The organism is Arcticibacter pallidicorallinus (assembly GCF_003002875.1).
GTDB lineage: Bacteria > Bacteroidota > Bacteroidia > Sphingobacteriales > Sphingobacteriaceae > Arcticibacter > Arcticibacter pallidicorallinus.
Map to the genome: position 1 here is coordinate 83,994 of NZ_PVTH01000003.1, position 20,414 is coordinate 104,407.

The following is a 20,414-nucleotide window of genomic DNA, read 5'->3' on the forward strand; positions in this document are numbered from 1 at the left end:
TTACGGTAGATGCTTTGGTATATTGGCTTCACAAAAATAGATCTTTGCCCCCCGGCCGAGACCGAATAATTCTTCATAAATACCCGTCATTTGATACAAGATGTTTTCCTGGAAACGACCTGTCATCCACTGATTTCTGCGCAGAAAAGGCAAATTATCCATTCCCCGGCCTGCATCAATTATCTGGTAAGAATGGAAGAAACACCCCTTAACAGCTCTGTCAAGGAAGGGTACATTTGATATCATTCAGTTGAAGAATCTTCTGAATGAACCTGAGTACTAACCTATATTTCTTCGCCTGATATGAGAGTGAATCTGATCTATTACTTACTAATCAACTTTTTCCTGGCCTCCGGATTGCAAGCCCAGGAAAGAACTTCAAAATCCATCAACAGTAACTGGCTTTTTCAGAAAGGCGATACAACGAAAGCCGAGGCTGCCTGGAGTCGGGTCTCTCTGCCTCACACATGGAATTCGCTTGATGTGGCAGATGATGAACCGGGCTATTACCGTGGTGATGCGTGGTATAAAAAAACGCTCCATCTTCCGGCAGACTGGAAGGAAAAGGAGGTGTATGTCTATTTCGAAGGAGCAGCTCAGGTTGCTGAAGTCTTTATAAACGGACGCCCTGTAGGTAAGCATACCGGCAGTTACACCTTCTTCTCCTTTCCCATCAGCCAATATCTGAAGTTCTCGAATTCAGGTAATACCGAAAATCAGATACTGGTAAAGGTAAATAACAGCCATAACGAAGGTATTCCGCCCTTATCCGGCGACTATACGTTCTTTGGAGGTGTTTATCGGGACGTCTATTTAAGAGCATTTGACAAAGTCCACTTCGAAGCGGATAATCATGCGAGCAGTGGCATATTCATTACTACTCCACAAGTATCTGACCATACGGCCGAGCTCAATATAAAGGGTGCATTTGTGAATAAATCCACAGCCACAAAGAACGTATGGATCAGTCATCAAATATTCGATGCTGAAGGCAAACTATTTAAGGAGCTGAAAGGATCATTTAAAGCAGGTGCCGGACAGAAGATCAGCTTCAGGCAGGGCTTAAAAGCTATTAAAGGCCATCGTTTATGGTCTATTGAAAACCCCTATCTGTATCGCGTAGTTTCTACTATTACAGAAGCAGGTAAGACTGATATCCTCGATCAGACATCCAATCCATTAGGATTCAGATATTTTAAGTTCGATCCTGCAAAAGGCTTCTTCTTGAACGGCAAACATGTAAAGCTTGTTGGAGCCAGCCGCCATCAGGATTTCAAAGGGATGGGTAACGCCCTACCCGACGCCATGCATGTTCGTGATGTAGAACTCCTCAAGAACATGGGAGGGAACTTCCTGCGTATAGCCCACTATCCTCAAGACCCGGCTGTACTGGAAGCTTGCGACCGTCTGGGGATTCTGGCAGCAGTGGAAACCCCTTCAGGAAATCACATCACAGAGACTCAGGATTATGCAACCAATGCTTTGAACATACAGCGCGAAATGATCAGACAGAACTTCAATCACCCGAGTCTGATTATCTGGGCTTACATGAACGAAGTACTCTTAAGACCACCCTATGAGAAAGGTTCCGAGCAGCAGGAAGCATATTTCAAGAAGGTTACCAGACTCGCACAGCAGCTCGAAGACCTTACACGTAAAGAGGATCCTTACCGCTATACGATGATTCCAAACCACGGCGCTTTTGATCTATACCACAAGGTACAGCTTACAACCATACCGATGCTTGTTGGCTGGAATCTTTATTTAGGCTGGTATTCCAGAACATTGGACGGCTTCGGAGATTTCCTGGACAAACATCACAGGGAACTTCCCAATAAGCCACTGCTGGTTACAGAATATGGTGCAGATGCCGACAGCCGTCTACACAGCTTTACGCCTGTACGCTTTGATAAGACGGTGGAGTACGCAAATATTTATCACCAGTCTTATCTCAGACAGATGATGGATCGCCCGTTTGTTGCTGCAGCAATGATCTGGAATCTGGCGGAGTTCAGTTCAGAGCAGCGTGGTGAATCTACGCCACATGTTAATGCTAAAGGCATCCTAACGCATGATCGTAAGCCCAAAGATGGATATCGCTTCTATCAGGCGAATCTGCTTACATCGCCCTATATCCAGATTGGCAGTAAGGAATGGACCACCAGGACAGGATTTATCGAGTCAGAAAACAACCTTTTTTGCAACCAGCCCGTCCTGGTCTTTAGCAATCAGAAAGATGTTACCCTTGAAATAAACGGAAAGCCGGTCGCAACTTTACCGACCGAACAGGGAATCGCGCGTTTTATAGTGCCGTTTACTAATGGGTTGAATCGTCTGACAGCAACTACAAACAACGGGGAGATTACAGATCAGGCGGACATCAACTTTAAGCTGCTTTCTCATAACCTGAAAAGCAAAGAGTTCCCGTTTAACGAGCTTAATGTAAGTCTGGGCGACAAGCGTTTCTTTTTTGATGAAAGCACCGCTCAGGTTTGGATACCCGAACAAGAATATACGCCAGGAAGCTGGGGATATAAAGGCGGCAAGATTTTCAGTATGAACAATACTACACGCCATAGCTATGGCTCAGACAAGAACATTCTGGGTACCGATCTGGATCCGGTCTATGCCACCCAGAGAACCGGCATAGAGCAGTTTAAACTGGATGTCCCGAATGGAGATTACGAAGTCACGCTTCACTTTGCCGAACTCATCTCGGCCGTAAGGAAGGAAGCACTGGCTTACAACCTGGGTAACGACAAAGACAGTGCAGACGATTTCGTCGAGCGCATATTCGATGTTTTCATCAACGGTAAGAAAATACTTTCTGACTTCAGCAATACAGAAGAATTAAGACCTGAGTATGCGGTATCATCCAAATTCAATGTAATTATCAATAATAATGAAGGTATAACCATCGACTTTAATGCTATTAAATCAGAAGCAATATTAAACGGCATTCAGATTAGAAAGAAAATGTAGCGCACCAATAACCATTATAACCTAACAAAATGAATAAATCGAATATCAGAAATATCTGCTCCGTTTTTTTGCTGATAGCTGTAATCTCTTCTTGCAAGACGGATGAAACTGCGCCCCCGGCAATTTCCGGAGGTGACACCACAGGAACAAAATCACCTGAGGCGCCGAAAGCTCCCCTTTCAGTAAAAAGCCTTAACTGGGATGCCTATCCTGATCAGACCTATTCTAACGTAAATGCGGCAGCAGATTTTGGAACGCTCACCGGATGGAAAGAGCAACGAACAATCATTTCAGGCAAAACGCTGAGAGTAAAACTGGAGAAAAATGCGCTTTCATCTGCCGGAGGGATAGTAGCCAATATAAATATCGATGAGGGAAGCGAATACGAAGTAGAGTTTAAAGCCAAATTTCATAGCCAGTTCGATTGGAGCAAAGGAGGAAAGCTGGGTTTCGGATTAAGGATTGGGGAGGGCAATACCGGCTGTGATAAAGCAGATGACGGCAACGGGGGTAGTGCCCGTATGATGTGGTACACGTCAGGCAACGGAGATGTTAAACTGAAGCCATACCTCTATTATAAGGATATGCCGGATGAATGCGGCTCAGGATTCAACACCGCTTACCCTTCTACCGGAAGCATTGAAAAAGGCATTTGGTATACTATCAAAATCTATGTAAAAAGCAATACGGGAACCAATACTGACGGTAGAGTTAAATTCTCAGTTGACGGTAACACAGTACTTGACAAAGCAATCCGCTGGACCACGAATGACTCAAAGCGTCTGATCAATAAACTAAGCTTCGCAACATTCAGGGGAGGGAGTACTCCCGACTGGCAGTCAGAAACGGACGGATTTATCTACTTCGACGACTTGAAATGGACCAGACTCAACTAACCACGCAAAAATTAAATAGAAATAAGATGGGAATAATTGTATGTAAGCAACACCTGCGCAAGGTCCATATAGCAACGCTATGCCTGCTATTGGCTGTCCCTGCAGGTTTCGCCAAGAGCAGCGCTGCTACTCGAAATACTACACTGAAAGACAGTTTAAAGCTTTCAGGAAAGATCACAGATACCACCAGACTGACACCGGGTACGTTTAACGTCCTATATTCAAAACAGCCCAAATCAACAAATCTGGGGGCTGTCTCCGAAATCTATACCGAGGATCTTAGAAAGACGACTGTATCGCCTTTATATGGAACCTTTACAGGGAGGTTGGCAGGTTTGCTAACCAGCCAGTCTTCCGGTGAACCGGGTAACGACGGATTTACTTTGTCATTGAGAGGACAAACGCCGCTGGTTCTCTTAGACGGAGTTCCTCAGAGCTTTTCATCGATCAACCCCGAGCAGGTAGAATCTGTAACGGTGCTGAAAGATGCTCTGGCGACTGCTATGCTAGGCATAAGAGGCGCAAATGGAGCAATACTGATTACTTCAAAGAAGGGTCACGCCGGAGCACAAAGAATATCCTTTACTGCTTTGGCCGGTATTTCGCAGCCAACCCATCTTCCGGATCCTTTAGATGCCTATAACTATTCGCTGCTCTATAACGAAGCGCTGGCCAATGACGGTCGACCGGCGTTCTTCACACCGGAGGCTTTAGACGCCTACCGGTCGGGCAGCAATCCGATCCGATATCCAAATGTCGACTGGAAGAAAGAAGCATTGAAGAAACAATCCGCCTATAGCCGCTACAACCTGGAAATGTCTGGTGGAAGCGTTACGGCAAAATACTATGTGAGCATGGATTATCTTAATCAGCCGGGGACGTTTAAAACCACTGATGAGAATGTTTACAATACCAATTCAGATTACAAGAGGTATATCCTGCGCTCAAACGTGTCTGTCGATCTATCAAAAAACATCACTACAACATTGGGATTGATAGGCCGCCTGCAAGATTCAAATGAGCCGGGAGCGACCACATCAACGCTGTATGACAATATAATCAATACTCCCGCAAATGCCTATCCCATCTTCAACTCTGACGGATCCTACGGAGCCAGCCAGAATTACCGCTCCAATGTTTTCGCCCAAACCAACAGCTCCGGCTACCGCCCTGGTTTAACCAGAGACTTCCGGATAGACCTTGCTCTGAAGGGAAAGCTGGATGCGCTTACAGAAGGCTTATGGGTAAAAACATCCGCTACAATCAACAGCTATCTGGTTCAAAGTTTTAACAGAAGTAAATCTGTGCCGCTTTTCCGGGAGGATATCGATGCCGGCGGAATGACCAGCTATTTCCCTTTTAATAACCCCGGTGATCAGGCCAATTCAGTTTCTACGACATCCCAGAATCGCGTATTTTATCTAGAAGCTGCTCTCGGTTATGATAAGAGTATCGGCAAGAACAATCTCGCAGCGCAGCTTTTGTTTAATAACGATTTTCGCCATATCAACCGGGATCTGCCTTATAACGTCCGCGGGATCTCCGGAAAGGGATCCTACAACTATGATGAGAAGTATCTTGCAGAGGTAGCGTTTTCCTACAACGGCACCAAAGAAAGATATCCCTCAGGCGAAGGTTTTGGCTTCTTTCCTGCGGTTGGTTTAGGTTGGAACATAAGCAAAGAACAGTTTATGGGAGACATAAACTGGTTGGAGAATCTTAAACTTAGAACAACGTACGGACGGGTAGGTAACTTTACCGCGACTGACTACATCTACAATCAGTATTACAATTCAACGGGCGGCTATAGCTTCGGAGACACCCACAATTCAGTCGACGGCATAGCCCTTAATACTCTCGCGAATCCTTATCTGACATGGGAAAAAGCCGATAAATTCAATATCGGACTGGACGCTTCCCTATTTAAAAATACACTATCGCTAAGTGCCGACTACTTTAACGACAAGTATTTCGACCTTCTTCAAAGCATGGGGAATAACAGTGCCATCAATGGTGTTGGATATGCTGATCGGAATATAGGCATCAGCCGCTATAAAGGGTTTGAATTTGATCTAACCTACGCAAATAAGAAAGGTCAGCTTACTTATTTCTTGGCACCCAATCTATCCATCCTGCAATCAGAGGTTGTTTTCCAGGACGAAGTTTTCCGCAGGTATAGCTATCAGCAGAGAACAGGAATGCCTGTAGGACAACGTTTCGGCTATATTGCCGATGGTCTCTACCAAAATCAGGCTGAAATAGACAATAGTGCTACAACCAGCGCGACAGGTATCCGTCCCGGCGACATCAGATATCTTGATTTAAATGACGACGGTGTGATCGATGTCAACGATCAGACCGCGATTACTACAACCAGACCTTTGGTGTACTATGGCCTTAACTTAGGTATGAACTGGAAAGGTATAGATCTCTCCGCTCTGCTGCAGGGCGTGCACAACCGGGATATCTATCTGAACGGATCATCAGTATGGGCGTTCCAGGGATTGCAGGGACAAGCTTTCGAGCATCATTTAAACAGGTGGACTCCCGAAACAGCCGCGACAGCAAGCTACCCAAGACTATCTGCAGGCGAAAGCCTCAACAATAATGTCGCGTCTACGTATTGGATCAGATCCGGCAACTACCTGCGCCTGAAAAGCGTGGAACTGGGGTATACGCTGCCGGCATCTCTCGTTAAGAAAGTCAAACTCGCCGGGGCCCGCATTTTCATAAACGGAACAAACCTTTTAACGTTCAGCGGACTAGACGATACCGACCCTGAGAATTATAACAATTCTTACCCTATTCAAAAAATGATCAATGCAGGCATCAATGTTAAATTTTAGAGTGATGAAGATGAAGAATTTGTACATAGCATGTATAGCAGCAACCCTGTCAATAGGTTTCACAGGTTGCTCAAAACCGGAGGATGGCCCGCTCGAAAGGATTACCGAAGACTACGCCTTTGACTCCACAGATAAAAACGGAAGGTACGCCGAGATGTATCTAAACGATATCTACTCCGTGCTGCCCGATGGTTTCAACCGCATTGACGGAAATTTTCTTGATGCAGCAACCGATGATGCCATATCATCACAAGCCGGCACGGGAATAGACATATTCACTAAGGGCTTCCTGAGCGTATCGAATAATCCGGATGATGCCTGGAGCAAAAACTACGAAGGTATCAGAAAAGTAAACTTTTTTCTGAACAAAATTGACATAGTACCGGTGAGCGATGCTATAAAAAATACCTGGAAAGCAGAAGCACGTTTCTTAAGAGCAATGTTTTACTTCGAATTGCTTAAGCGCTATGGCGGAATCCCACTAATAGCCGATGAGGTATTAAACCCTGATAACCGTACCAACTTCAGCCGCGGCTCCTTTGAGGAATGTGTCAATTACATCGTCTCTGAATGCGACGCCATCAAAGATGCCGTTCAAAAAGACCCGGTACCGTCAACAGACTATGGCAGAATTTCCAATGGCTCGGTTCTGGCATTAAAGTCCAGAACCTTGCTCTACGCAGCCAGTCCACTGTACAACGGTGGAAACATCGGCGGCTCAGCGGCGCAACAGCGATTACAAGGCTATGCTTCCTTCGACAAAGAACGCTGGAACAGAGCCGCTATAGCTGCCAACGAACTGATCGCCGGATCAGCAGGCAAGTTTGCCCTGTTATCTTCAGCTAACTTCAAAGCTAACCAGGTATTCCTGAGCAGAAGAAATTCCGAGGTAATACTGGCTCACCTGGGTGCCGACAACAAGGATCTGGAGACAAATAACGGCCCGGTAGGTTATAGTAACCCTAACCTTGCCAGCGGACGTACAAACCCTACTCAGAATCTGGTTGATGCTTTCCCGGCAGCAAACGGGCGACCAATTTCAGAGGCGGCTTCTCTTTATAACGAACAAGATCCCTACTCCAACCGCGATCCCCGCTTAGCACAGACCGTACTTTTCAACGGCGCAGAATGGCTCAAGAGACCGATCGAAACATTTGAAGGCGGAAAGGACAAGCCCAATAATACTACCCGGCAAACCACTACCGGGTATTACCTTCGCAAGTTTCTGGGGAATTTTGAAACAGCCTCTCAATATGGCAACAGCCCCCACAACTATCCGATCTTCCGCTATGCCGATATTTTACTGAGCTATGCTGAAGCTAGAAATGAGTATCTGGAAGCGCCCGATGCTTCCGTTTATCAAGTTCTTTATGACCTGAGACTAAGAGCGGGCATAGCCAAAGGAAACCAGTCAGGCTATTCTTTCGGACTGAAGAATGTATTGACCAAAGAAGAGATGCGGCAGGCTATTCATAATGAACGACGGATCGAACTGGCGTTCGAAGAACATCGCTTCTGGGATCTCAGACGCTGGAAGATGGCTAAAGACGCATTAAATCAGCCACTAACGGGAATAAAAATCACTAAAGGTGCATCTGCCCTTTCTTTCGAGAAAGTGAAGGTCACGGATATTGCCTTCGCCGATCCGAAGATGTACTTCTATCCAATTCCTGACAGTGAAATCTTAAAAAACTCAAACCTTGTTCAAAATTCAGGCTGGTAATTATCGAATCATGAAAAAATATTTAATAAGTGCATGCCTTCTGCTTATATGCAGCCTGTCCTGGGCTCAGCAGCAGGTTATTACGGGTACTATAAAAGACAGCGATGGACCGCTTCCCGGCGTTTCCATTTACCAGAAAGGCTCCACCTCCAGGGGCACCGTAACCAACCTCGAAGGGAAGTACAGGCTGGTCTTGGACAAAGAGAACCTGGGTATACTTACGTTTACCTACATCGGATATCTGTCTCAGGAAGTGAGGATAGCAGGTCGGACGGAGATCAACCTGACGATGATGCCCGATGCTAAGGGATTGGAGGAAGTGATCGTGATCGGCTATGGAACACAAAAGAAACTTACCAATACCGGTGCCGTAAGTGCAATTTCGGGAGATAACCTAAGACAAAGTCCCTCCGCAAGCTTACAAAACTCGCTTATCGGACGCGTACCTGGGGTGATTACACAGCAGCAATCAGGCCGCCCCGGCGGTGACGGCGCAAAAATACTTGTACGTGGCCTTAGCACCACAAACGGTAGCGGCGCACCGCTCGTTATTGTCGACGATCTGGAATACGCAGGAAATATTGCCGACATAGACCCCGACCAGATAGAAACCTTCACGGTGCTTAAAGATGCATCTACGACGGCGGTTTATGGTATTAGAGGAGCCAATGGCGTCATCGTAATCACGACCAGAAGAGGTAAAGCCGGCAAAGCTCAGATCACCGTTCGTTCGGAGACCAGTCTTCAGCAACCCAGCTATGTACCCGAATATCTTGATTCTTACGAATCCGCATTGCTGTTCAATCAGGCCGTAAATAATGATATCGCTTTAGGAATAGCACCGTCAAGAACAGCGTTCTCTGATGAAGCAATCGCGGCTTTCAAAAACGGTACAGATCCTTACAGATATCCTAATGTCGACTGGACAGATGAATTGATCAAACCTTTTAGTCTCCAGAACAGGAGCAACATCAACGTGCAGGGTGGTATGGAAAAAGCGAAATACTTTATTTCCGCAGGTTACTTAGGACAGGATGGGCTTATTAAAGATTTTTCCCAGAAGTCAGGAATGAACAGCAATTACTATTATAAGCGCTACAATTTCCGCTCCAACCTGGATGTGCAGCCGAGCAAATCGCTGACGCTGAACCTCGATCTTTCCGGTAACTTCTCCGAACGCAACTCACCAAATAACCGGGGCAGGGCCAACCATGATAACGTATTTTTCGAAATAAGCGACATGAACCAGCTGGCACCATGGGCTTATCCGATATACAATCCTGACGGCAGTTATGGAATAAATCCAGGAAACACCCTGAATAACATTGTTGGTCGCTTAGCCGAATACGGTTATGTGCGTGAGTTCAGAAATGACCTGACTGCTAACTTCAGGGCCACACAAAAGTTAGACTTCATCACGCAGGGGCTCTCTGTAAAAGGAGTAGTCGGCTATAATGGCTATGGCGGCTTCACCCGGAGCCTTACCAGAAACGGAACCGACGGACGCGACTTCCCGGCTTATTCCTATGATTCGCAAACAGGCTCCTACACCATTCTGAACACCAATATATACCGCACAACGCTCCCTAATCTGAGTAACTCCAATAATGCGGGTACACGTAAATTAAACTGGCAGGCTTCCTTAAACTATGACCGTACTTTCGGGAGCAAGCACCGCATATACGCGCTCGGGCTTTACAATTACCTGAACGATATTTCCGGAGCCAACGTTCCCGACGTGTTTGAAGGATACACCTTCCGTTTAGGGTATGATTATAAGAGCAAATATTTGCTTGAGCTGAACGCGGGTTATAACGGTACGAGCAAGTTCTCTCAGGCTGAGCGCTACTCACTATTCCCGGCCGTATCTGCAGGATGGAATATCTCTGAAGAGCCATTCTTTAAAGACCGTATCAAGTTTGTCGACCTGCTTAAAATCAGAGGTTCTTACGGTCTGACCGGAAGTGACAACCTGAGTGGTGGTTTCGATTATGTATACCTTCCAACCTATAACAGGTCAGCAACAGGAACAGGAGAAAGTTCTTTTAACTACAGCCTGGGCGATACTCCAACAGCAATCACCGGGATCCGGGAGAGTACATTGGGAAATATCGTCACCTGGGAAAAGGAACGACAAAGTAATATCGGTGTGGAACTCAGAATGTTCAAGGGCGCCCTCAATGTTGTTGCTGATGTATACAGCAGATATCGTTACGACATTTTGCAGGAGCGACAAGTTTCTGCGGCATCAGGAATCAGCTCCCAGCTTCCACCCGCCAACATAGGTAAGGTAAGAAACCGCGGTTTTGAAACCCAGATCACATACAATGGCAGAGTGAACGAACTGAGTTACAATGTAAGCGGTAATGTTTCCGTCTCTAAAAATAAACGCGTGTTCTTTGATGAACCCCTCAAGGCATACCCATGGAAAACCTTAACCGGACAATCCATAGGCAGTGAATTGGGCTATGAATTCCTCGGCTTCTACACTAAAGCAGACATTGCTGATGCTACGATTGCAAAACCAGCGACGGGACAGGTCTTTGCCGGCGACTTAAAATATAGCGATCTAAACGGTGATGGACTCATAACCGCCGACGATATGTCCGTAATGCCTTATGCAAACCTTCCCAACACCATTCTGGGTCTAACGCTGGGTGCCAGTTACAAGAACTTCAGCTTTAGCGTTACTGCTCAAAGTGCCCTGAACTTCTCCCTTAGCGCCCGTAACGAGTCGGTTGTCGTAATGTCGAACAATTTCAGGGAAATCCATAAAGATGCCTGGACGCCTCAGAACGCTGTAAACCCAAGCTTTCCAAGGTTAAGTACGGTGTCCAACATCAGCTCCCTTACTACGCTGAGCAACATATCAACGTTCTGGTCGAGACGAAGTGATTATCTGAGGATCAAAACAGCAGAAATTGCCTACACGCTCCCTAAAGATCTTGTGGGCAAGGTGGGCCTTGGATCAGCCAGGATATATGTAAACGGCTACAACTTGCTGACCTGGAGCTTAAAAGCTAAGAACATCTATGACATAGACCCCGAAAACCAGGAAAGATCAACCGGTGAAGACTTTTATCCTCAGCAGAAGATTTATAATCTGGGAGTTCAGGTTGCATTTTAAGCAGCAATGCATACTAACATTCGTATAATCAATACAATATGAAAAATTCAATTAAGGCACTCATCTTTTTTACCATAGTGCTTCAGGCATATTCCTGTAAGAAACAGGACATCCTGGATGCAAAGCCCAATACAGATCTTAACCTGGAAACCACGTTTGCAGACAGTACACGAACAAGTGATTTCCTGTTTGGAATTTACTCAGACATCGCACTCGACTTTTCCATCGAGCGCCACTACTCCATTTCAGTGAGTCTTGCAGATGCCGCCGATGAAAGCAACCATCGCCTGGGAGGGTTGAATCAACCCAATACTGTTCTTGCTTTAGGAGCACTAAGCCCGGCTAACGGACAGGGAAATCATCCCTATCAAAACACCTGGCAAAAGTCGTATTCTAATATTAGAGCCGTAAACATATTCCTGGCTAACGTGGATAGCTCTCCCTTTTCAGAGAGCCTGAAGAGAAGTTCGAAAGCTGAAGCAAGATTTCTGAGAGCCTGGTATTACCACCTTTTAGTGAAGGGATTTGGTGGCGTACCATTATTGGGCGATAGGATTTTGGAAGCAACAGATGTTTTCGACACCCCACGAAGCTCTTATGACGATTGCGTCAAATACATGGTAAGTGAACTGGAAGCTATTGAAAAAGAGCTCGTTCCCTCTCAAAATTCTCAAAACTACGGTCGCATTACCAGCGTAGCAGCAAAAGCCTTGAAATCAAGGATACTCCTCTATGCCGCGAGCCCACTTACCAATGGCGGAAATATAGGTAACTCTCCGGAGCAAAGAGCTGTGGCCGGATACGAGTCATATAGCGAACAGCGATGGAGAGAGGCAGCAGACGCTGCAAAAGATGCCCTCGATGTGGCCGATGCCCATGGATATGGTCTCCACGTCAGACATACTATCGGCAGCGGCAGCAGTATCAAGGCTGCCCCTGGCTATGGCTTCGCAGAAATCTATACCCGCAGACGGGCTATAGGTACAGATGCAGATGGAAAACCGCTTAAAGAGGAATTCCTTCTACCGGGTATGCGCGTTACCGGAGGAAATAAACGACTGGAAAGCAGATTTCTCCCTCAATCAACCGGTACCTCACGTACGGAATCTGCACCTTCCCATAATCTGGTAAAAGCATTCGGTACCATAAACGGAAAGCCTACCGCCGAAGATCCAGCTTATGATCCCGCTAAACCATATCAGAACCGCGACCCAAGATTGCACTATACCGTGATATTCAACGGTACACTCTGGAGAGCAAGTTCCGGATCCAGCCAAAAACCCGTTTATACCTACAACGGTGCTCCTACTGACGGAATTAATAATAGCGCATGGTTTACAGGCTATTATTGGAGGAAAATGATGGACTCAACCGTAAACAGTAATTCAGGAAGCTTCCAACGGGTATGGCCGTTAATTCGCTATGCGGAGGTGTTGATGAATTATGCCGAGGCTAAAAACGAAACCGGGGATATCGCTGCAACTTATGAAGCCCTGAAAAGAATTCGTGAGCGGGCAGGGATACGGGCAGGAAGCAATGGAATGTATGGCCTGGAACCCGGCATGAGCAAAGAAAAAATGCGCGAGGTGATCCTGAACGAACGACAAGTTGAATTCGCGTTCGAAAGCCATCGCTACTACGATGTACGCCGCACAAAGACCGCTATAGAAAATCAAAATGTACTGATGACCGCTATGAAGATAACGAAGTCGGGCGCAGCGGATGTAGTTAAATCGACCGATACTTATCAGTACAGTGAAGAACCTATTGCCACTAATGGTCAACACGTTTTTTACGAACGCAACTATTGGTTCCCGATCCGCCAGACTGAGATGGATACCAACCCGAGCTTCGTGCAGAACCCGGGCTATTAAAAAATACGAGGAGGTTTCCCCTCGGTCCTCTTTGTTCTGTGTCTATAATTGAGAAGCCCGCGTAAGCGGGCTTTTTAATTTACAAACACCTCGTTAAGCACCTCCTTTATCCTCGTTTAAATATTCAGTAGGCGTTTTTTTGAATTGCTCTTTGAAACACTTTCTAAAATAGTCAATGTCTGTAAAGCCGGTCATATAAGCTATTTCACTAACACCGTAGTTATTAGTCTTTAACAGTTGTGCAGCCCGCTTGAGTCGAACCGCCCGGATAAACTCCACCGTAGTCTGATTAGTAAGCGCTTTTATCTTCCGGTACAAAGTAGTACGACTCATATAAACTTCTTTCGCCAGATCCTCTACATTCAACCCCGGCTCGGATATATTCGCCTCAATATATGTCATCACCTTGGACAAGAATACCTCATCCGGAGAGGTGATCGCCAGGTTCTGCGGCTGTAGGGTGATCTCTTTCTTATAACGCTCCCGCAACAGACGTCGCTGCTCCAATAAGTTCCAGACTTTCGCTTCCACAATACTGATGTTAAACGGCTTGGTAATGTAATCATCTGCCCCTGTCTCCAACCCCTCCAATGTATTCGCAGTCTGGCTACGGGCGGTCAGCAGGATGATCGGTATGTGACTGGTCCGGTTATCCGTCTTTAAAGTACTGCACAACATCGTTCCGCTCATCACCGGCATCATCACATCGCTAATAATGATGTCCGGAGAACTCGCTACCGCTTTATCCACGCCTTCCCGTCCATCAAAAGCGGTTTCAACGTCAAATTTCTCTTCAAAATGCTCCTTCAAGAAGTTCATCACATCCTTGTTATCTTCGACAATTAACATAATAGGCCTCAATTCCAGTTTTTCCAAAACATCCTTTGTGCGCTTTTCCAGAAGTTCCCGGGTGCCTGCTGGTTCCTCGGCATCCAGATAGCCGCCTATGGCTTCACTGTCAGCATAATCAGGCGCAATCACTTTATCATCAAAATGTCTCCGTCCCAACGGGATCTTAACAATAAAACAGGTCCTTCCCTCTTGCCCTCCGCCCCGCTGGGTGCTTTCCACCAAAATCTCTCCATGATGAAGTTCAACAAGCATCTTCGTAAAAGCAAGCCCGAGACCAGAGCCCTGCAAATTGGCTCCATCCTCGTCATAGTGCTTAAATGGCTCGAAGATATGTCCCAAATTTTCAGGCGCTATTCCTGTCCCATTATCTTCTACTTCAACTATGGCAAATCCTTGATTCTGATCGTTCGCCTCGGTTTGTTTAACCCTGATAGTGATGGAACCGCCTGCCTTGGTAAACTTCATCGAGTTAGAAAGTAAGTTATAAAGCACTTTCTCGAACTTATCGCGATCAAACCATGCTTTAATGACTCTTTTCTCAGCTTCTACACGAAGACTTATACCCAGATGACCCGCGTAACCCTCAAACGCTGCCACTACTTCTTTAATGAAGTTTACCAGATTGCTTTCCGCAACTTGCAAATTCATATTTCCACTGTCAAACTTTCTGAAGTCAAGCAGTTGGTGTACAAGCTTCATTAATCGCTCGCCATTGCCTTTCATCAACTGCAACTGCTGCCTCAATCGGTTATTTCCTTCGTTAAGACTTAACAGCTTTTCTAAAGGCGCCAAAATCAGCGTCAGAGGCGTTTTGATTTCATGGGAGATATTAGTAAAGAAGTTCAGCTTCCGCTGATAAAGCTCATTGTCTTTTTCCCGGATCAGGTGCTCATAATTTAGTTGATTTTTCAACTTGGCTGTTTTTAGCGAGCTGTAGTAATAGAAATAGAGTATACCCGCAATGACCACTATATACAACAGATACGCCCACCAGGTCTTCCACCAGGGCGGCAACACAATTATTTTAAGTGTTTTAGACGACTCGTTCCAAAGTCCATCGTTATTACTTGCCTTTACTTTAAAAATATAAGTTCCCGCAGCCAGATTCGTATAAGTAGCAATACGCTGGTTGTCTACATAATGCCAGTCGCCGTCGCGCTTCAAACCTTCCAGCTTATATGCGTATTTATTCTTTGACGGATTTACATAGTTAAGCGCAGCAAATTTCAGCGATATGAAAACCTGGTCATACTGCAGTGTTATTTCGTCCGTTTCGTTTATAGATCGCTTTAACGGTGAATCCTCTCCGTAGGATATTACGGGTATATTTCTTATCAAAAATTCTGTTAATATGACCGGCGGCTTATAGGTATTGCGTTCGATATCCTCTGGCTGAAAGTACGTTAAGCCGTTTATTCCTCCAAAAAATAATTCCCCTCCCTCAGTTTTATGGCTGGCGTTAGGCATAAACTGGTTACTTTGCAAGCCGTCTTCGACGAAATAATTGGAAATGGATATCGCCGTTTTGTTGAAAGGCGGACGACCACTGATAGTGATCCTGGATAAGCCCTTATTAGTACTAACCCACAAATTCCCTCTTTTGTCTTCTTCAATCGACTGGATAGCATCATTAGCGAGACCGTATCTATGATCGACTACATAGAACCTATTCTTAGATTTGTCAAACAAGTTCAGTCCACCTCCCCTCGTACCTATCCAGACCCGCTTTCTTGAATCGATAAACACCGTGGAGATGGCGCTGTTAGTTAGGCTGTAGGGGTTGTTTTCCTGTACATGATATTGTATAAATTTCTTTCCGTCGAAGTAGTTAAGCCCCTTGTTCGTAGCCACCCACAAATTATCTGCGTCATCTTTTAATAGTTTAAATACATTGTTTCTTGTAAGGCTATTTTCATCGCCGGCATTTATCGTAAAGGTTCGTGTTTTGCCGCCATCGCTCAGTGAAACTAAGCCAGACCCATTTGTCGCTAACCACAATTCATCTTTAATTCTAACTATGGAAACGATCTCCCTGTTCCGGACTGGAAGCTCAACTTTCCGCAGATTGCCTGTACTGGTGTCCATAAAATACAACCCATTTACAGTACCAAGCCACAAATTCCCTTTTTCAGAATAGATACATTTAATTGTATTGGCACCGATGTTGGAGCTAATCTGCGGTAAGGCGAAAGTTTTAAAGGTTGCATTTTTACGGTCCCAATAGTTCAAACCTCCCCCTTCTGTACCGATCCATAGCGCGCCATCCTGAGCGTCGGCAATCGAACTTACCATTCTATAACTTAAGCCCTCTTTGTTGGGAGTTCGCGCGCCGAGGTAGTTAAACATACCATTGCCCGCCGCCACCAGGTTTACTCCCCCTCCAAAGGTAGCCAGCCATATATTCCCGGCCCTGTCCTGCAAAATATCTCTTATGGAATTCTGACTAAGCGAATTGGGATCGAATCTGTCGTTCTTATAGTTGGCAAACGTCTTCGTGTTACTGTCAAATACGCTCAGGCCGTCACGGGTACCGATCAGCACCTTGTTTTCCCTGGTAAAAAAAATCTCTCGAATAATATCTGCAGGAAGGCTCGCAGGATCTGCTTTGTCGCTTCGGAAACGTTCCAGGGTATTCGTCCTTGCATCATAAACAAACAGCCCCGCCGCCTCCGTTCCTATCCATATTTTATTTTCTTTGTCTCTTGTAAGCACGCGCACGAAGGAATTCCGCAACGACGAGTCTCTTTCCAGAATAGACGGCAATGGGAGATACCGCTTTGAGGCAGGATCAAACCTTCTCAAATCTTTGTCGACACTTATCCACAATATACCCTGTGCATCTTCCATCAAGCGATCTGCGCGACGGTTTGACAGGTAAGGGTAGACACTGAATGTCTTTCTTCCCGGATCATAAAGCTTCAAGCCCTCCTGGCTTGTCAGCCAGACACGACCTTTAGAATCTTCATATATCGACGTTATAAAGTCGTTTGATGTAACCGTGCGCCTTACCGTTGTAGATAGCCGGGTAAACTTTTCAGTACGCTTGTTGAATACATTCAGGCCGTCTGCGGTTCCAACCCAGATATCACCGTTTTTAGCTTCATATAACGCATTTATCTGATTGTTTGATATGCCGCCCGCATGACGGAACTGGTGCTTATAGTGCGTAAAATCATAACCGTCAAATTTATTCAGCCCATCTGCTGTGCCCATCCAGATCACTCCGTCCTTATCTTCAAGCAAACAGAGAACCGTATTTTGTGAAAGCCCTTCGTTTATTGTATAGTGCTTGAAATTGTAATTCACTTCTCTCCCTCGTACAGACATACTAAAGCAGAACGCAAGGGCCAGCAAAAACCGTTTCAGCCAGAAGCTATTGCAAAAAATAGTAAACATTGGAAGTTTGGAATTTAGGTTCGTTACCGCAGCGTATCTTCTAATAGAACGAAAGTTAGTGATTATAGCTTGTAAGAGACAAGTTTAATTATCCATTTCTGTATTGAAGCGAGAGGGGGCACGGCTTCATAAGTTCAAAAGATAAACAAAATCGATAAGACATAGTTGTAGGTATTACATCTACCAACTTCATTCAGAGAATGAATAATACTATGGACAAACGTAAACAACAGCAAAGCTACTTCAGGCCAGACGAGGCAGCACAATATCCCGAACAGCAAGTACGAGATATTAATCAGGAATTCACCCAGAGAATTGACGCGATAGATTACCCCTGTGTAGGAGCGAAATCAGCATTACACACCAGCCATTACCGTTTAGGAACTTATGGCAAAATGGGTGACCCTGATACTACGCTCCGTTTAGCGGAAGATCTTAAAAAATATATCCAGGAGACCTTATCGAGCGATAGCAATTACATGACGATGATTGCGGTCTTCGACGATGAAGCTGATTCTGAGGTTAATTTTGAACAAAAGCTCTGGCTGCAGCTTCAGAAATTATATGATGTAGATAAAGATTCGCAATGGGACGAGGCAGTGAGCAAGAACCCCGAAGACCCTAGCTTTAGCTTCAGTTTCAATGGATCCGCTTTCTTCATCGTTGGACTTCATCCGCACGCCAGTAGGAAATCACGGCAATTCAGCAGGACTGCAATGGCCTTTAATCTTCATCAGCAATTCGAAAAACTAAGAGAACTGGGCCTATACGAGAAAATGAAGAAGGTAATTCGGGACCGTGAAGTCGCTTTCGATGGCAGTATCAATCCGATGCTTACTGATCACGGTCAAGGCTTAGAAGCTCCACAGTACAGTGGAAGAAAAGTGGACTCTAGCTGGAAATGCCCATTTCACCATCATTAAAAACATGATTTATACTATAGAGAAACAAACAGGAGCAGCTTTTACCTTAAAAAAGGGAAGCTTGTTGAAGGTTATCGATCCGCAAGGCGAACAGGTGAGCGACATGGTACTATTTAACGCAGACGATATCCGTGAAAAGATCTCGTCTGGCAAGACGTTAGATTTTGAAAATACCATCCTGATCACACAGGGACACCATTTGTGGAGTAACAGAAGTCACAAGATGATGAAAATAGTTGAAGACACGAATGGTCGTAACGATTTTCTATTAGCACCCTGCAGTGCGGAAACCTTCGAAATACTTTACAACAATCCGAATTACCATCCCAGCTGTTTTGAAAACCTGTACACCAATCTTTCGCAATTCGGAATACAGCCAGATGATATTCCAACAGCCTTCAACATCTTTATGAATGTACAATTCGCAGCTGACGGAACCTTATCAGTAGACCCTCCTCAAAGTAAAGCCGGAGACTATGTGCTTTTTGAGGCGACAATGGACCTCATTGTAGGACTGACCGCATGCTCAGCGGAGCAATCCAACAATTACTCCTTCAAACCTATTCAATATGAAATCATTAAATAACGTGGCTATTTACTGATTAGCAATAGCACACAAAAAAAATGGGATAAGTTCATACAATTGAACTTATCCCATCAAGTAGTCCGCAGGGAAAATCTCGAACCATGTTATCAAAGACCTGAAACGCTTGGCAGGTAAATAATTTGATAATAACAATCATCAATTAATAATGTCATCTTTCTTCCCCGCAAATCTGTCGCGAATCCGCTGTATTTGTTCTGGTGTTGTTCTTTGCCATGTTGTCGCTTCCCCAATAATCTTCAGAGGTTCGGTGCTTCGGTAGGAACGAGTTGGATTGCCGGGAAATTTCAAGTTGGTTACGTTGGGATCGTCCTCAAAATTGCCCATAGGTTCTACAATGTACACGCGCTCCGGGCCTTCACCTGGCGAAAGCGCAGCAGCAAGGCCTGCTCCGTTAGGCAGGGCGGTGAAGTAAATATGATTCATCAGCAAGTCTGACTGATAATTGGAAATCCGGCCGGCAGTCAGTAAATCGCCAATATTGAGTTGGGCTTTGGTGCCATGATAAAACGGCCCTTTGTCGGCAGGTTGACTTACAGACGCTGTGGCCAGCTCCTGATGCATGGCTGCTTTTTCTGGATCACCTACTTCCTCATAACATTTGGACAAATTGTTGTGCAGCGAAGGAAAGGCGCTCTGAACAGCGTCGTCTCCAACCGCTTCTGCAAGCTCCAGGGCTTTCTCATACCAAGCAATTCTTTGGGAAGCTTTAAGCTGAACCCGGGCATTAAACCAGGCGATAAGAAATCTTTCAAAGTCATTAGTAGCTTCGTCCCAGCCCTGGAGGAAATGAATGGCCGCTTCTTCAAGTTTTCCCTGTTCTTCTAAACGCATACCCTGCATGCAGAGCCTAACAATAGGATTATCCGGATGAAATTCTACACTCATATTCATTGAATTTGTTCGAATATAGTGGGTGAAAAACATAAAAAAGTGCTTTTCAAACTATCTTTTCCATGGCGTACAAAGACGGCAATTTCTGCGTTATACTTACAACAGTGAAACGATGCGTAGCGGACGCCATCTTGCTGATTAAGCGAAATTACGACATAAAAAAAGGGAAAGAAGTTCTTTAAACCTCTTTCCCTTCCGTAGCCCGCAGGGGAATCGAACCCCTATTTCCAGAATGAAAATCTGGCGTCCTAACCGGTAGACGAGCGGGCCATTAAAAGCGACTAACATTGCTGCCAT

The 20,414-nt window shown here is 45.4% G+C and carries 11 protein-coding genes and 1 tRNA gene; 8 read left to right on the forward strand and 4 right to left on the reverse strand.

The window, feature by feature from the left end; genetic code table 11:
• The gene (locus B0I27_RS05320) at positions 1–246 is read right to left on the reverse strand and encodes a hypothetical protein (protein ID WP_106292201.1); all 246 of its coding nucleotides are present in this window, start codon (positions 244–246) and stop codon (positions 1–3) included.
• Between the two features lie 57 nt (positions 247–303).
• Here B0I27_RS05320 and B0I27_RS05325 point away from each other — a divergent pair, with 57 nt between their 5' ends.
• The 6 genes from B0I27_RS05325 to B0I27_RS05350 are packed head-to-tail and all read left to right on the forward strand — an operon-like array spanning position 304 to position 13,448.
• Positions 304–2,982 carry a glycoside hydrolase family 2 TIM barrel-domain containing protein gene (locus B0I27_RS05325; protein ID WP_106292202.1) on the forward strand — a complete coding sequence of 893 codons (2,679 nt, stop codon included), beginning with the start codon at positions 304–306 and terminating at the stop codon, positions 2,980–2,982.
• 29 nt (positions 2,983–3,011) lie between these two features.
• Complete coding sequence (locus tag B0I27_RS05330; RefSeq protein ID WP_106292203.1) at positions 3,012–3,878, forward strand: polysaccharide lyase; 867 nt, start codon at positions 3,012–3,014, stop codon at positions 3,876–3,878.
• A gap of 26 nt (positions 3,879–3,904) precedes the next feature.
• A complete protein-coding gene (locus B0I27_RS05335) occupies positions 3,905–6,724 on the forward strand; it encodes a SusC/RagA family TonB-linked outer membrane protein (protein ID WP_181276687.1) in 2,820 nt (939 codons plus the stop codon).
• A 10-nt stretch (positions 6,725–6,734) separates the two neighbouring features.
• Positions 6,735–8,447: a RagB/SusD family nutrient uptake outer membrane protein gene (locus B0I27_RS05340; RefSeq protein WP_245925439.1), complete on the forward strand. Its 1,713-nt coding sequence runs from the start codon at positions 6,735–6,737 to the stop codon at positions 8,445–8,447.
• A 10-nt stretch (positions 8,448–8,457) separates the two neighbouring features.
• Positions 8,458–11,574 (forward strand): SusC/RagA family TonB-linked outer membrane protein, encoded by a 3,117-nt coding sequence (locus B0I27_RS05345; RefSeq protein WP_106292205.1) that lies wholly within the window; start codon positions 8,458–8,460, stop codon positions 11,572–11,574.
• Positions 11,575–11,612: 38 nt separating this feature from the next.
• Positions 11,613–13,448: a RagB/SusD family nutrient uptake outer membrane protein gene (locus B0I27_RS05350; RefSeq protein WP_106292206.1), complete on the forward strand. Its 1,836-nt coding sequence runs from the start codon at positions 11,613–11,615 to the stop codon at positions 13,446–13,448.
• Positions 13,449–13,541: 93 nt separating this feature from the next.
• On the opposite strand, the gene B0I27_RS05355 is transcribed toward B0I27_RS05350, so the two are convergent.
• Positions 13,542–17,696 (reverse strand): two-component regulator propeller domain-containing protein, encoded by a 4,155-nt coding sequence (locus B0I27_RS05355; protein WP_106292207.1) that lies wholly within the window; start codon positions 17,694–17,696, stop codon positions 13,542–13,544.
• 212 nt (positions 17,697–17,908) lie between these two features.
• Between B0I27_RS05355 and gntA the strand changes: the two genes are divergently transcribed.
• Positions 17,909–18,619 (forward strand): guanitoxin biosynthesis heme-dependent pre-guanitoxin N-hydroxylase GntA, encoded by a 711-nt coding sequence (gene gntA / locus B0I27_RS05360; protein WP_181276688.1) that lies wholly within the window; start codon positions 17,909–17,911, stop codon positions 18,617–18,619.
• Between the two features lie 4 nt (positions 18,620–18,623).
• Positions 18,624–19,205, forward strand: coding sequence for a DUF1989 domain-containing protein (locus tag B0I27_RS05365; RefSeq protein WP_106292209.1), 582 nt, complete (start codon positions 18,624–18,626; stop codon positions 19,203–19,205).
• A gap of 156 nt (positions 19,206–19,361) precedes the next feature.
• Here B0I27_RS05365 and arr read toward each other — a convergent pair whose 3' ends face one another.
• Complete coding sequence (arr, locus tag B0I27_RS17795; RefSeq protein WP_281260333.1) at positions 19,362–19,787, reverse strand: NAD(+)--rifampin ADP-ribosyltransferase; 426 nt, start codon at positions 19,785–19,787, stop codon at positions 19,362–19,364.
• A 528-nt stretch (positions 19,788–20,315) separates the two neighbouring features.
• A tRNA-Glu gene (locus B0I27_RS05375) sits at positions 20,316–20,387 on the reverse strand.
• Positions 20,388–20,414: the final 27 nt, after the last annotated feature.